This window comes from Corynebacterium sp. H113 (assembly GCF_037572315.1).
Classification (GTDB): Bacteria; Actinomycetota; Actinomycetes; order Mycobacteriales; family Mycobacteriaceae; genus Corynebacterium.
The window spans coordinates 136,012-148,925 of sequence record NZ_JBBHKZ010000004.1; the positions used below are offsets into that span (position 1 = coordinate 136,012).

13 protein-coding genes are annotated in these 12,914 nt (G+C 57.2%); 11 read left to right on the top strand and 2 right to left on the bottom strand.

The genetic code is table 11. The annotated features are described in order from the left end of the window. From WG938_RS08915 to WG938_RS08950, 8 genes are all read left to right on the top strand, one after another. Positions 1–1,194 carry a sensor histidine kinase gene (locus WG938_RS08915; RefSeq protein ID WP_339979818.1) on the top strand — a complete coding sequence of 398 codons (1,194 nt, stop codon included), beginning with the start codon at positions 1–3 and terminating at the stop codon, positions 1,192–1,194. Then, positions 1,191–1,859, top strand: coding sequence for a response regulator transcription factor (locus WG938_RS08920; protein ID WP_339979819.1), 669 nt, complete (start codon positions 1,191–1,193; stop codon positions 1,857–1,859). Before WG938_RS08915 ends, WG938_RS08920 begins: the two co-directional genes overlap by 4 nt. 63 nt (positions 1,860–1,922) lie before the next feature. After that, positions 1,923–2,759, top strand: coding sequence for a sulfurtransferase (locus WG938_RS08925; RefSeq protein ID WP_339979820.1), 837 nt, complete (start codon positions 1,923–1,925; stop codon positions 2,757–2,759). A gap of 122 nt (positions 2,760–2,881) precedes the next feature. Further along, the gene (locus tag WG938_RS08930) at positions 2,882–4,741 is read left to right on the top strand and encodes a hypothetical protein (RefSeq protein ID WP_339979821.1); all 1,860 of its coding nucleotides are present in this window, start codon (positions 2,882–2,884) and stop codon (positions 4,739–4,741) included. Continuing rightward, the gene (gene pyrE / locus WG938_RS08935; RefSeq protein ID WP_339979822.1) at positions 4,734–5,294 is read left to right on the top strand and encodes an orotate phosphoribosyltransferase; all 561 of its coding nucleotides are present in this window, start codon (positions 4,734–4,736) and stop codon (positions 5,292–5,294) included. Before WG938_RS08930 ends, pyrE begins: the two co-directional genes overlap by 8 nt. 11 nt (positions 5,295–5,305) lie before the next feature. Then, positions 5,306–6,079 carry a lysoplasmalogenase gene (locus WG938_RS08940; protein ID WP_339979824.1) on the top strand — a complete coding sequence of 258 codons (774 nt, stop codon included), beginning with the start codon at positions 5,306–5,308 and terminating at the stop codon, positions 6,077–6,079. After that, the gene (locus WG938_RS08945; protein ID WP_339979826.1) at positions 6,072–6,770 is read left to right on the top strand and encodes a TrmH family RNA methyltransferase; all 699 of its coding nucleotides are present in this window, start codon (positions 6,072–6,074) and stop codon (positions 6,768–6,770) included. Before WG938_RS08940 ends, WG938_RS08945 begins: the two co-directional genes overlap by 8 nt. A gap of 149 nt (positions 6,771–6,919) precedes the next feature. Continuing rightward, positions 6,920–8,098 carry a glycoside hydrolase family 76 protein gene (locus tag WG938_RS08950; protein WP_339979828.1) on the top strand — a complete coding sequence of 393 codons (1,179 nt, stop codon included), beginning with the start codon at positions 6,920–6,922 and terminating at the stop codon, positions 8,096–8,098. A gap of 23 nt (positions 8,099–8,121) precedes the next feature. Here the strand turns inward: WG938_RS08950 and WG938_RS08955 are convergent, their stop codons facing one another. After that, complete coding sequence (locus tag WG938_RS08955; RefSeq protein WP_339979830.1) at positions 8,122–8,811, bottom strand: VTT domain-containing protein; 690 nt, start codon at positions 8,809–8,811, stop codon at positions 8,122–8,124. Between the two features lie 66 nt (positions 8,812–8,877). Here WG938_RS08955 and WG938_RS08960 point away from each other — a divergent pair, with 66 nt between their 5' ends. Together WG938_RS08960 and WG938_RS08965 are read left to right on the top strand one after the other, a co-directional pair. Next, positions 8,878–9,288 (top strand): DUF3151 domain-containing protein, encoded by a 411-nt coding sequence (locus WG938_RS08960; RefSeq protein WP_339979831.1) that lies wholly within the window; start codon positions 8,878–8,880, stop codon positions 9,286–9,288. 3 nt (positions 9,289–9,291) lie between these two features. Beyond that, on the top strand, positions 9,292–10,596 hold the full coding sequence (locus tag WG938_RS08965; protein WP_339979833.1) for an FUSC family protein: 1,305 nt from the start codon (positions 9,292–9,294) through the stop codon (positions 10,594–10,596). On the opposite strand, the gene WG938_RS08970 is transcribed toward WG938_RS08965, so the two are convergent. After that, a complete protein-coding gene (locus tag WG938_RS08970; protein WP_339979834.1) occupies positions 10,593–11,492 on the bottom strand; it encodes a hypothetical protein in 900 nt (299 codons plus the stop codon). The two genes, WG938_RS08965 and WG938_RS08970, sit on opposite strands and share 4 nt — an antisense overlap. A gap of 86 nt (positions 11,493–11,578) precedes the next feature. On the opposite strand from WG938_RS08970, the gene WG938_RS08975 reads away from it, so the two are divergent. Beyond that, positions 11,579–12,865, top strand: coding sequence for an adenylosuccinate synthase (locus WG938_RS08975; protein WP_339979835.1), 1,287 nt, complete (start codon positions 11,579–11,581; stop codon positions 12,863–12,865). Positions 12,866–12,914: the final 49 nt, after the last annotated feature.

A 12,914-nucleotide genomic window follows, 5' to 3' on the forward strand; every position in this document is an offset into this window, starting at 1 on the left:
ATGAACATTCGCAAGAAGTGGCGCAGCCTTGATAGTGGTTCGCAGATCGCTGTGTATTTTCGAGTTTCCCTGCAGCTTATCGCTGTGTGCTTCTTGCTCTTGCTCGTTGTGCTGTCAGTGATGCCGTCCGACACGGTGTCGATTCCCGGGTGGGTGGCAATTGCATCAGCTCTGGTTGCGTCAGTTTTGACTGTTGTGTCGTGGATTGCGATGGGCGTCCAGCCGGAGCTGAATTTCCATACGACAGACACTGCCGATGGTCGACCGCACTGGAGTTTCGGCTGGGGTTTGTATGCGTCGTTCGTCGTATATGCAGTGGTTGTCGTCGCCCTTGCTCTTATCGACAAAGATCCGGCTGGTCAACGCGGTCTGTGGTGGTTCTTGGCGATGTGGGTTTTCGCGTTTTCAGCTGCAGCCACGATGGTGTTTTGGGTTCGGCTCAAGTACCGATGGCTTGTGATTGTGGGGCTGTCATTGGTTGGCACCGTGGCGGGCTGGGACGCGTTCTACTTTCAGATTTTGCTATTCAACCCAGCGTTGGCCGCAACGGTCATTTCCAGCGATTGGGTAGTACGAATCGCCCGGCAGATGGCCCGCGCACGCGATACCGAAGCTGCCCTACAAGTCTCTGAGGAACGCCTGCGCTTCGCTCAAGAACTCCACGACACGTTGGGACAACACCTTGCCGCAATTTCCCTCAAAGCAGAGGTTGCCCGAGCGCTCGCACAGCGTAACGACGATCGCCTTGATTCAGAACTCGCAGAACTCCAAGCACTTGCTCGAAGCTCGATGTCAGATATGCGAGCTGTGGCTGCTGGATACAGGACCGCGCACCTTTCTACCGAGCTCACCGGCGCAACGTCACTATTCGCATCCGCTGGCATTCAGTGCACAGTCAACGGCTCCCAAGACGACATCCCCGGTCATCTCCGCGAACTTGCCGCATGGTTCATCCGCGAAGCCAGCACAAACGTTCTGAAACACTCTGATGCCCGGCACGTCACACTGACATTGGATACCGATAGCATCGAAATGCGTAACGACGGCTCGCCAAACACCATCAGCCCACTTGCGGGGATGCGGGCATTGCAGCGACGAGCCGTCGATGCTCATGCCACCGTGGAACTGACAGCGCGTCACGGGGAGTTCGTCGCAAAGTTGAAGCTGCCTTCAAAATCAGTAGGGGAGATATGACCACAGAATCCGTGCCAGATTCCGCGACTATCCGCGTAGCGATTGCTGATGATGAGGAGTTAATTGTCAGTTCGTTGGCGACGTTATTGGGGCTGGAACGCGACATTGATGTTGTAGCTACGTGTGGGTCTGGCGAAGAGCTGGTGGCGGAATGTCAGCGTCAGCTTGTGGCCGGCGATGGCATCGATGTCTGTGTTGTTGATTTGCAGATGGACGGCATCGACGGCATTGACACAGCAGTTGAGTTGGGGAAGCTCGCTCGCCTGCGCGTTGATGCGCGAACCCCGAAAGTACTTATCGTGACTAGTTTCGGCCGTCCTCGGGATTTGAAACGTGCCCTCACCACGGGAGTGCAGGGGTTCATGCCTAAGACTGCATCGGCTGTGCAGTTCGCAGATGCGATTCGCACTGTGCAACGAGGTAAGCGCTATGTCGATCCAGAACTTGCTGCTTTGGCGATTAGTGAAAGTGAGTCGCCGCTGACCGAACGCGAACGGCAAGTGCTCGAATTGACGGGCACGGGTATGAGCATGGAGGAGATCGCAGCGACGATCCATCTCGCGCCGGGCACAACTCGTAACTACGTGTCAGCGGCAATTAGCAAAGTTGGAGCCCGCAATAGGTTTGAAGCATTCGCCAAGGCTCAAGAGTCCGGCTGGTTATAGATACTTTTGTACATGGTACTTCTTCGTGAGCAGTTCTAACAGAATCGATTTAGACTGCTATCTATGAACACTTGCGTTTCAGCCCAGGAGCTCAAGCGACTCATCCATACCGGAGACCGAGTTGCTGTCATCGACGCGCGTTGGTCGCCTGAACGTACTGCCTACCAGCATTACGCCGAGGCACACATTCCGTTGGCCATGTTCTGTGATCCAACGATTGACCTTGTTGGTATTCCAGACCGTGAACACGGTCGAAACCCATTGCCCGATATCGTTCGGGTGCGTTCCGCGATTCGTCGCTGGGGACTCAGCAAGAACCATCACGTCGTTGTGTATGACGAAGAAGATGGCCTTTTCGCATCCCGTGCCTGGTGGGTCCTCAAATGGTCCGGGCTGACCAACGTCCAGGTTCTCGCAGGTGGTTTGCACGCGTGGGAGAATGAGGACTTCGGAACTGCGCACGGCCCAGGCAACCTGCCACACCCAAGTGAGACTGATGTTGAACTGGGGCAGATGCCAACGGTTGATATCGCTGAAGTTGCTCAGTGGACTGCGCAGGGTGGCGTGCTGATCGACTCTAGAAATGTGGAGCGCTTCAGCGGTAAGCAGGAACGCCTTGACCTCCAAGCAGGACACATCCCTGGTTCCGTGAATATTCCAGCCCGTGATCTGCAGAATCGCGAAACCGGCGAATTCTTGCCGGCTGAAGAGATCAGGAAGAAGCTTGCCGACGTCGGTGTGACGTCTGGTGAACAAGCCGCGGTGTATTCCGGTTCCGGTCTTCATTCATCGCTGTTTATTCAGGCGATGCACGAAGCTGGTCTACCAGGTGCGTCTTTGTTCGTAGGCGGATGGTCGAAGTGGGCGGGAGATCCTACGCTTCCTATTGCTCGTAGCTAATTTCGGAAAGCTTGCGCGAAGCTAGAAAAGCATCGAGTCCGGGTTAGTGCGTAGGGTGTTGACCGCGCCATATGCACTAGTTGCCACGGATAATCCGCCATCCGAACTAGACTTGGCGAGCGATGATGTTTATAGCCTTTGCCCTCGCTGCCGTGCTTTTTGTTGCGGCTGTTGTTTTGCTGATTGTGGACGCTAAGCGTCGAAAAGCAAACACCCCAACAGACGCGTCTACCACCGCTGTCGCAGATGACGCCGGTGCGACGCTACCTCCTGCGCATCCGAAGCCGGCGACGCAGCCTGAGGCGCGGGCACAAGAGTTGGTAGAAGTGCAGCCTGAGCAGGATCCTGAAGCGGAGCTGATTCCTCGCGATGACCCAGAGCTCGTCTTGGCCACGGAGCCATTTCCAAGGGAACCTGCTGACGACGAGCCGGAAGGCGACGAACCCGAGGACGCGGAATTGGGGACTGATCAGCCTGAAACCGCTGCAGATGTTGATGCTGCGTCCGCTGCTTCGTTCGAGCGCTCCGAGACTGAGAAGGAATTGCTGAACTACGCAAATAGCCTTGATTCCCAAGCTGCACAGTTGGAAATGTGGGCAGTTCGTGAGCAAGCTCGTCAGGAAGCTGCGCTGGCGGAACAGCTGCGTAAAGCTGCCAAGATCCGTGAGGTTATGGAGCGTCAGCGCAAGGAAGCCGAAGCGGCCAGGCTTGAGCGGATGCCGTCTGATCCTCCTGCGACTGACACCACAACCGAAGCTGTCGCATCGTCCACCACCGGGCAAGACTTCAATGCAGATGCCACGGCAGACGCTGCCACAGACTTAGCCGATGACGCGCTCGATCTCAGCGATGATGCACTCAATGCCGACGAGGCAACTGATGCCTCTGACCACGAACGGGAGCCTCGCTCCCTCGCTGGTTCCATGTCCAGCCTGGGCCTCGGCCATCGACGCGCCCGTAAGCAATGGGCGAAGCAACGCCACGCAGATTACCGCCGCATTGACCACGGGGTGACGGATTTGTGGGAGCGCATTCCAGAAGGTGAAGCGAAGGCAGTTGTCTTTGGTTTCGCGCACGGTCGGGAAATGCACGTGTGTGATGTGGGGCAGGTGACCATTGTTGCTTTGCGACGAGCGTCGGCAAGCGATGAAGTCGTCGAATTGAGGCGCAACGGCGACTCCGCACTGCCAACTGTCTCGTTCGAGTCAGGTCTTCTGATGTCGGCGACGAATCCGACAGTCATTCGACGCATCATGGATTCCCGTGCCAGCGAGTTCTTTGGCACGGTGCCGGAGTTCATCAATGTCATGTGGGCTGAAGGCGATTGGTTGCTGGCGGAACTGTCGCGGGATTCTGTCGCCGAAGAATGGGACATCGCTTTGCAAGTTCTGTCCGAGTTCTCTGATTTTGCGCGACGTTTGCCTCCGGTGGAGGATCGAGATGTCGAGCTTGATCCCGAACAGTGGGACCAGACGCGCGAATTGGCGCGGGATCGGGAAGCGGAGCTGGAGCCAGCAACCGAAGAGTCTGCTGCCGAGGTTTCAGCCATTGACGTCGACGCTATCGATGCCACCGATACGGGGGATGATGCTGTAGATGCGGGCCAAGTCTCCGATGCCGACTCTGATTCCGCCACAGACGGCGACAACGGTGAGCACACCACCAAGCCGGTGAATGCCGAGGGTATTGGTGACTGGCGTCCATCACATGACACACCGCTGAATCCGGAAGATCTGCCATCGCGGTCGAAGCCCCGGTTTAGCAGTGAGGGGCCTGCTGTCGATGACGCTGATGCCACCAGTTTCCGGGACGTGGAATTCGAAGCTGCTGGGATCCCTGCCCTGGGCGAAGATCCAGAGCATATGCGTTCGCGCATCACTGGTGGACGTATTATTCGACCAGCGACAGAAACCCCCGGAATCTTTGCCGATGGCATCGCTGATTCCGATCTTCCTGAAGGAGACGACGAGAACAATGAGTGATAACGCACCACAGGTCAACAAGGAAAAGCTGGTGGAGCTGGCGCAGCTCGTCAAAGAGCTTGCGGTTGTCCATGGCAAGGTCACGCTCTCGTCTGGTCGGGAAGCTGACTACTACGTTGACCTGCGTCGCGCGACTCTGCATGCCAAGGCATCCCGTCTCATCGGAGAATTGCTCCGCGAACTCACCGCTGATTGGGATTACGCCCACGTTGGTGGTTTGACGCTAGGTGCGGATCCCGTCGCAACGTCTGTCATGCACGCAGATGGCCGTCAGATCGATGCCTTTGTTGTGCGCAAGGAAGCGAAGAAGCATGGCATGCAGCGTCGCATTGAAGGACCAGACATTGTGGGCAAGAAGGTTCTGGTAGTCGAAGACACGACAACCACTGGCAATTCACCACTCACCGCGGTGGCAGCGGTTCGCGAAGCTGGGGCAGAGGTTGTTGGCGTTGCGACGGTCGTGGACCGAGCAACCGGTGCCGCCGATGTCATCCGCGCCGAGGGTGTTGAATACCGCTACCTCCTCGGCCTATCTGATCTGGGTTTGGACTAAGGAGGACTTGCATGGCTTCTCTCGTATCGTCATTCGTTTCCCGCACTGTTGAAGGCTTGGGTGCGCTGAACACCGTGATTACAGGCAAGCCTGAGCAGTTGGGGTACATCGCTGCGGGTGCCGTGAATGTGGTGTCGTCGGCGTTTGGGTGGGAGAAGCCTCGCAAGGCCTCGAAGGCAGTGCTCATGCCGTTGTTGGCTGCTGGAGTAATTCGTCGTCGTAACGACGTGTCGCCAGTAACCACCGCGACGCTCCTTGCCGGGCTGACAGCTGGGTGGATCGGCGATCTCGTGCTGATGCCCAAAGATGCCAAGCTGAGCAACGGTGCCGCTGCCTTCTCTCTGAACCAGCTTGCGTATGTCGGGCTGCTCGCCCGCGGTGGTGCCCGCCCGGATGTCGCACGCACGGCGATCCGCGGGCCACTGATGGCTGGCTCTGTCGCCCTGGCTGCAAAGTGTGATCGCTCATTGCTGCCGGTGGTATTCAGCTACGGTTCCTTGCTGGCAGCTGTCTCCATTCTTGCCGACGACCGCGGCCTGGTCGCCACCGCTGGAGAAGTTGAGAAATGCCCTGACAGTGGGCTTCCGTTGGCTGATGCTCGTTACGGGCTTGGCCACGGAGGAAATCTATTCCTCATTTCTGACTCTTTGCTGATGCTGAACAGCCTGGTGGGCAAGGAATCGGTCGTCGGAAAGCTTCTCGACGCGGCCGTGATGGACACTTACATTGCCGCGCAGTTGCTGCTGGTCGAGGGACTGATCGCGCTGGATCCTGCCGATGACTGAGCTGGGGAAGAACGCGGAACCGTTCATTCCGGAGCCAGGTCGGGGGCCAACGGAATGGTTCGAGGCTCGCGTCGGTGTAGAACCGTGGCATATCGAGCATCCGGGCGAACCCATGCCGTCGGATCCGAAGTTTGACGAGACGCTGTTGCAGGAAGGCGATCGTCGAAACGTTGTCGATGCGTATCGGTACTGGACAACCGAGGCGATCATTGCCGATATTGATACGCGACGGCATCCGCTTCACATCGCCATTGAGAACTTCGAGAATGATTCCAATATCGGCACGGTCGTGCGAACCGCGAATGCTTTTGCTGCGGCGGCGGTCCACATTGTTGGTCGTCGTCGGTGGAATCGCCGTGGTGCGATGGTGACTGATCGCTATCAGCATCTTTATCACCACGACACGGTTGACGACGTCGTGGCCTGGGCATACGACCATGACTTAACCGTTGTTGCCGTGGACAATGTGCCTGGTTCCGTGCCACTGGAGACAGTCGAGCTGCCTCGCAATTGTCTTCTCTTGTTCGGGCAGGAAGGGCCGGGGGTGTCCGAGTCGGCGCGAAAAGCTGCACGGATGACGGTTTCCATCGCGCAGTTCGGCTCCACGCGGTCGATGAACGCAGGTGTTGCGGCAGGTATCGCGATGCATTCGTGGATTCGCCAGCACGCTGACCTGGATCATGCGTGGTAGCACTCTGCGCGAGTCCCCCAGATCGTCACTGTGCAATCATGCGAATCCACTGAAAGCGCTAAGCTAAAGCCCGAGCTATTTAGTATCACCAGTTTTTCACAACGGAGTGAGTAGGCACTCCACGTTGAGGGGGTCATGTGGTCACGAAGATGTCCCGACCGGAAGTCGAAAATTGGGCTTACCGTGCGGACGTCGCTGAGCAGGCAATTCGCAATCGCCATGCTTCTGCGTTGTGGGGTCTTCCCCGCACCAATCTTGCCGTTGTTTCGTGGCCAGCAACACCGCAGCATAAGGCGTTCTTTACGTGGCATTACTGGTGGCAGGCGCATTATCTGGAATGCCTCGTCGATGCTGCACAGCGAGTTCCATCCCGCGAGAAGTATGAGGCTGTACGCAACACCATCCGTGGTATTCGTATTCGCAATTTGTCGCCGTTGGCATCGAACAAGTATTACGACGATCGTGCGTGGATGGTTCTCGCACTCGGTCGTGTGGATTCGATGCATGGCAAGCGCAAGCCTCGTCGCCAGACGCAGCTTTTGCTGCAGGCACTCACAAATGGCATCGATTCGACCACTGGCGTACTGCCGTGGCGCGAAGAAGAACTGTTCTACAACGTTCCGTCGAACGGACCAGCTGCGATTGCGTTCGCGCGCGCCGGCCGTTTGGATGATGCCTGCGCTTTGGTCGACTGGGTATTCGACAACCTCGTCGCTGATACCGGCCTTCTTTACGACGGTATTCGGTTAAGCATGACCGGCGAGGAAGTACAGCGGGGCATGTATTCCTACAACCAAGGTGTGATGATCGGGGCGTGCCTCGAGATCGCCCTGGAGTTGAAGAACCGCGAACAGCATGGTCGAGCAATGGAGTACCTCACCAGGTGCCAGAGTTTGATTCATGCGGTTGCTGTGAACATGGCCAGCTCCGATCACGTGATTAAGGGCTCTGGCGGCGGTGATGGTGGCCTGTTCAACGGTGTGCTGATCCGGTATCTCGCAGATGCTGCGGTGCGGTTGCCTTCCGATGATCACGGATCCCGTGCAGCTGCCCGCATTGCGCGTCGGTTGGTGCTGGCTACTGGCGAAAGCGCGTGGAACCATCGTTTAGAAGTCGATGGATTGCCTTTGTTCCCAGCCAATTGGGAGAAGGACGCTACGTTCCCACAGGGAAGTGGCCCAGTGGCTGCATCGATCGCGGGTGCAGTGCGCTCATCAGCGGTGCGTGAACGCGACTTGTCTGTTCAGTTGTCTGGATGGATCGTAATGGAAGCGTGTGCTCGAGTCGCAGAAGACGACGAGCGCAGGAAGAAAGCGCTCGAAGCTTAACGCTGACAACGTCGCAAGATGCTCTACGGCTGAGGCTCCGGGGTGGGGTTCTGCTCTGGAGTTGGCTGAATTTCCAGATCGGTTTTCTTGCCCTTCTTGAAGAAGGACTTCACCAAACCACCCAAACCAGGCAGGACCGACACCAGCACGATGCCAAGGAAGATTGGTTCGATGTTGTCGCGGACGAATGCGAATTCGCCAAGCACGGAGCCAAGGAATGTAACTCCGGCACCCCAAATGACACCACCGATGATGTTGTAGGAAATGAACGTTTTGTACTTCATGCGCGCCATCCCTGCGACAAACGGAGCGTAGGTACGCACGATGGGGACGAATCGGCACAGAATGATGGTCACAGGGCCGTAGCGTTCAAAGAACTCATGTGTTCGAGTGAGATACTCCTGCTTGAAGACACGACCGTCCTTCATCTTCTCGATACGTGGTGCAAACGTATGTCCAAGGAGGTAGCCGACCTGGTCACCGAGAATCGCAGCAAGCGGGACCAGAATCAGAAGCAACCACAGTGGTGCAAACGGATCTGGCTGAGTCGACAACAAACCACCCGTAAACAGCAGTGAATCGCCGGGAAGGAACGGGAAAAGCAGACCCGATTCGATGAAGACCATGGCCAACATCGCAGGAAGAATAAATGCCCCGAAGGGGCCAGAAGCGCTGAGCAGCTGCATCGGATCCATGAGATCAGCAAAAGACATGCGAAAAAGAGTACGCCTAAGAAATAGTGGATGCTATTCACTGAGATCCTCGGCACAATAGGGGGCATGCAACTAAATGACATGATGGCTCCGCCACCCGTTCTCTTGCCCGAATTCCCGGAGGCAACGAAAGCGCGTGAAGAAGGTTTAGGTCCGCAGGACGTCGTAAAGCAGTGCCCAAAGGATTCGCTGGCGTGGGCACAGCTCGCTGAACAGGCGCTTGCAGATGGCCAGGATGTCACTGCTTATGCCTACGCGCGAACTGGTTACCACCGTGGCCTTGATTTGCTGCGTGGCAACGGCTGGAAGGGCTTCGGCGCGGTTCCGTGGTCGCATGAACCGAATCGTGGTGTCTTGCGCGCAATTTCTGCGCTGGCGAAAGCTGCGCGGGCAATTGGTGAAGAGGATGAGTTCGATCGTTGTCTTGCACTTCTGCAGGACTGCGACCAAACCGCGGTGAAGGAAACCGCACTCTAACTAGTGTCTGACGAACAGCAGAATCCACGCCCAGAACTCGGTGAATACTTGGATGCAGTGAAGCATCCGGCATCCCGAGCGGCTTTGGCGATGCGTAAAAGCATGCGCCCACGAACACGCTTGCTGCATGGCGTGAATCGCATTCGCACTCGATGGGCGCTGATTCTGCAGGCGACTCTGGCAGCAGGACTTGCCTATTGGTTTGCCCTTGATGTTCTTGGTCACCCTCGGCCATTCTTTGCTCCAATGGCTGCGTTCATTGGTTTGAACGTGATGGTGCAAGGGCCACGCATCAAGAATTCGATGCAGTTGGTCCTGGGGGCCACCCTTGGTGTCGGTATTGGCGACCTCATCATTTCCGTGTTGGGCACCGGAATCTGGCAGCTGACGGTGGGCGTCTTAGTTGCCATGACGACGGGAGTGTTCGTCGGGCGTGGTCCACTGGTGGTCAATCAGGCTGCTAGCTCAGCTGTCCTCATCGCCACGATCATGCCGCCTGGCACCGAGATGTCATATCACCGCATGATCGACGCGCTCGTCGGTGGTCTCATTGGCATCGCCGTGATGTCGATTCTCCCACGCAATCCAGTTCCTGGATCGCGTCGAGTGGTCGCTTCGGTGTTGGATCTCGGCTCTGACATTCTGTATGACATTGCCGAAGGACTCCGCACCCACGATCTCGACCGAGTGCGGGCAGCCTTGCAGTTGGGGCGGTCGTCGCAAGCTGAAGTTTCTTTAATGGACCGCACCATTGCCGCAGCGCAAGAACAGGTTCGCGTCGCACCCTTGCTGTGGCATCGGCGTGAGCAACTGAATTCCCTGGCCCGCATCGTGCACCCGACCGACAACGCGCTGCGCAATATCCGCCTGTTGGCGCGCCGGGCGATCACAGCCAGCGAGGATCACATCGAACTGAAACCCGAAATTGTTGATCTTGTGATGGGAGTCTCCGAAGCGATGCGTTCTGTTCGTCATCTGCTTGACGACGACCCCACGCTGGCGACGATTCCCAAGTGGGGAGAGTTACCGTTCGAATCTGGAACCGGCAACGTTGAAGGCGGCACTGAGGTTGAGGTCGAAACATTCACTCACGAGGGCGTAATCCGGCAGCTGCGCCGCCTCGCAGCACGCATGAAGCCCGAGCTGATTGAAGACAGCACACTGTCCGAGATTGTCGTCTTCGCGCAGTGTCGTTCACTGGTCGTGGACCTGCTGCAGGTATGCGGTATGGCCAGGTTGTCGGCCGTCGCAACGCTGCCACCCACGACACCGCATCCTGCGATGCCACCGGAAGTGTGGGAAGACTAGCGCACCAGCTGCAAGTCCAGCAGATGCCGGTAGATGGTCACCTTTTCACGAGGCTTCTTCGCCTCGATGCCATCTCGAACGTAACGGAAACCAGGGCCACCAGCCTGAACTGCCCGGCCTTCAATTGGCGGGTGCAACGGGCGGTCCTCTGCTGTCTCGGGCTCTTCGACATCTTTGCCACGGCCAAAGAGCCGGGCGAAGAACCCAGGCTTCGCATCGGCCTCAGTTGCATCCTTTTCGCCAACCCACGGAACTTCCGCGCCAACCAACCCCGGCGCATCTGGAGTAGGGCGGACCTGGACACCATTCGACGTCCCCGAAAAGAGTCGGTGCTCGTCCACATATACTTCGCCGACGAGACCCAAGCGTGACGACGGCCCAGAAATGCCTACCTCCGTCAAGAGCGCGTATCCGACAATGGCGTGGCCCGTGTCGTCTCGGATGAGTGGGACGGGATGGACGTCTCGGGTCAGTGCGTCGTCAAGTGAAAGCCCAAACTCACCGGAACCGGAAATGTCCCAGTTCTTCGTTACCGAAGAAGGAGAGTCGGGGACGTGGGCGACTTCGAACCACAACAGGTTGCGGCGCATCAAGAATGTTGCCACGGCACCGAGGGAGGCATCAGGCCCGACAACAACAATTCGAACGGGTTCAGTTGGCTTCTGAGGGGCGAAACGGGGGGACCCCATATGTGGGACTTCTTTGCTCTTTGCAATGTCGTCAGGGGTTGGGGCAGTGTCCTCTGGCAGCATCTCTGCTGCAATATCGGAGAGAAACACCAGGTCTTTGCGGGTAGGCAAGGTCGGGACATCGTAAAGCGTCACCTTTTCACTCGCCAGAGCTTGATCTGTCGGCAAAGACAGATTTGAACCGCACTGCAACACCACAATCCTCATGGGACTACACTTTATCGGGGCAACCGCCACGCTTGTTATTAGAACCGATTATGACAAGCAACCGATGATCGGGAGTTGAGTGACTTATGGCCGCAATCGTTATCGTTGGCGCTCAGTGGGGCGACGAAGGTAAAGGCAAGGCGACCGATATTTTGGGTGGCCACGTGGACTACGTGGTCAAGCCCAATGGTGGCAACAACGCTGGCCACACCGTTGTTGTCGGTGGCGAGAAGTACGAGCTAAAGCTCCTTCCTGCGGGTGTCCTCAGTGAAAACGCGACCCCAATCATCGGCAACGGCTGTGTCGTGAACTTGGAAGCGCTCTTCGAGGAAATTGATGGCCTGGAAGCTCGTGGAGCCAATGCATCGCGCCTGCGCATCTCCGGCAACGCACACATGGTGGCTCCGTACCACCAGACCCTGGACCGCGTCACCGAGCGATTCTTGGGTAAGCGCGCAATCGGCACCACTGGTCGTGGCATCGGCCCAACGTATGCAGACAAGGTATCTCGCGTTGGCTTGCGTGTACAGGACATTTTTGATGAGTCGATTCTCCGACAGAAGATTGAGTCTGCGCTGTACCAGAAGAACCAGGTACTGGTGAAGCTGTACAACCGTAAGGCAATCGATGCTGACCAGATCTTCGACTACTTCATGTCTTACGCCGATCGACTGCGTCCAATGGTGATCGACTCCGAGTATGTCCTGAACACCGCTCTGGATGAGGGCAAGAGCGTCCTCATGGAGGGTGGACAGGCGACCATGCTGGACGTTGACCACGGCACGTACCCATTCGTGACGTCATCCAACCCGACCGCTGGTGGCGCATGTGTTGGCTCCGGCGTTGGCCCGACCAAGATCACCTCGGTTTTGGGCATCATTAAGGCCTACACCACTCGTGTTGGCGCTGGTCCATTCCCAACCGAGCTGTTCGACAAGTGGGGCGAATACCTCCAGACCACCGGTGGTGAGGTCGGCGTGAACACCGGTCGTAAGCGTCGTTGTGGTTGGTACGATTCCGTGCTGGCACGTTATGCATCGCGCGTCAATGGTTTCACTGACCTGTTCGTCACTAAGCTGGACGTTCTCACTGGCATCGGTGAGATCCCAATCTGTGTGGCTTACGACGTCGACGGCAAGCGCTTTGACGAAATGCCAATGACACAGTCCGACTTCCACCACGCAGAGCCGATCTACGAAACGATGCCTGCTTGGGAAGAAGACATCACTGGTTGCCGCACCTTCGAAGAGCTTCCAGAACGTGCGCAGGACTACCTGAAGCGTCTGGAAGAGCTGTCGGGTTGCCGTATTTCCTACGTTGGTGTTGGTCCAGGTCGCGATCAGACGATCGTTATCAACGACATCCTGAAGTAACAGCAAGTAGAAGCAACACTGAGGCGAGGAATTCTCCCATCGTGCTGAT

Coding starts and splice junctions, on each gene's coding strand:
- WG938_RS08915 (WP_339979818.1), top strand. CDS start 1: ATGAACATTCGCAAGAAGTGGCGCAGCCTTGATAGTGGTTCGCAGATC.
- WG938_RS08920 (WP_339979819.1), top strand. CDS start 1,191: ATGACCACAGAATCCGTGCCAGATTCCGCGACTATCCGCGTAGCGATT.
- WG938_RS08925 (WP_339979820.1), top strand. CDS start 1,923: ATGAACACTTGCGTTTCAGCCCAGGAGCTCAAGCGACTCATCCATACC.
- WG938_RS08930 (WP_339979821.1), top strand. CDS start 2,882: ATGATGTTTATAGCCTTTGCCCTCGCTGCCGTGCTTTTTGTTGCGGCT.
- pyrE (WP_339979822.1), top strand. CDS start 4,734: ATGAGTGATAACGCACCACAGGTCAACAAGGAAAAGCTGGTGGAGCTG.
- WG938_RS08940 (WP_339979824.1), top strand. CDS start 5,306: ATGGCTTCTCTCGTATCGTCATTCGTTTCCCGCACTGTTGAAGGCTTG.
- WG938_RS08945 (WP_339979826.1), top strand. CDS start 6,072: ATGACTGAGCTGGGGAAGAACGCGGAACCGTTCATTCCGGAGCCAGGT.
- WG938_RS08950 (WP_339979828.1), top strand. CDS start 6,920: ATGTCCCGACCGGAAGTCGAAAATTGGGCTTACCGTGCGGACGTCGCT.
- WG938_RS08955 (WP_339979830.1), bottom strand. CDS start 8,811: ATGTCTTTTGCTGATCTCATGGATCCGATGCAGCTGCTCAGCGCTTCT.
- WG938_RS08960 (WP_339979831.1), top strand. CDS start 8,878: ATGCAACTAAATGACATGATGGCTCCGCCACCCGTTCTCTTGCCCGAA.
- WG938_RS08970 (WP_339979834.1), bottom strand. CDS start 11,492: ATGAGGATTGTGGTGTTGCAGTGCGGTTCAAATCTGTCTTTGCCGACA.
- WG938_RS08975 (WP_339979835.1), top strand. CDS start 11,579: ATGGCCGCAATCGTTATCGTTGGCGCTCAGTGGGGCGACGAAGGTAAA.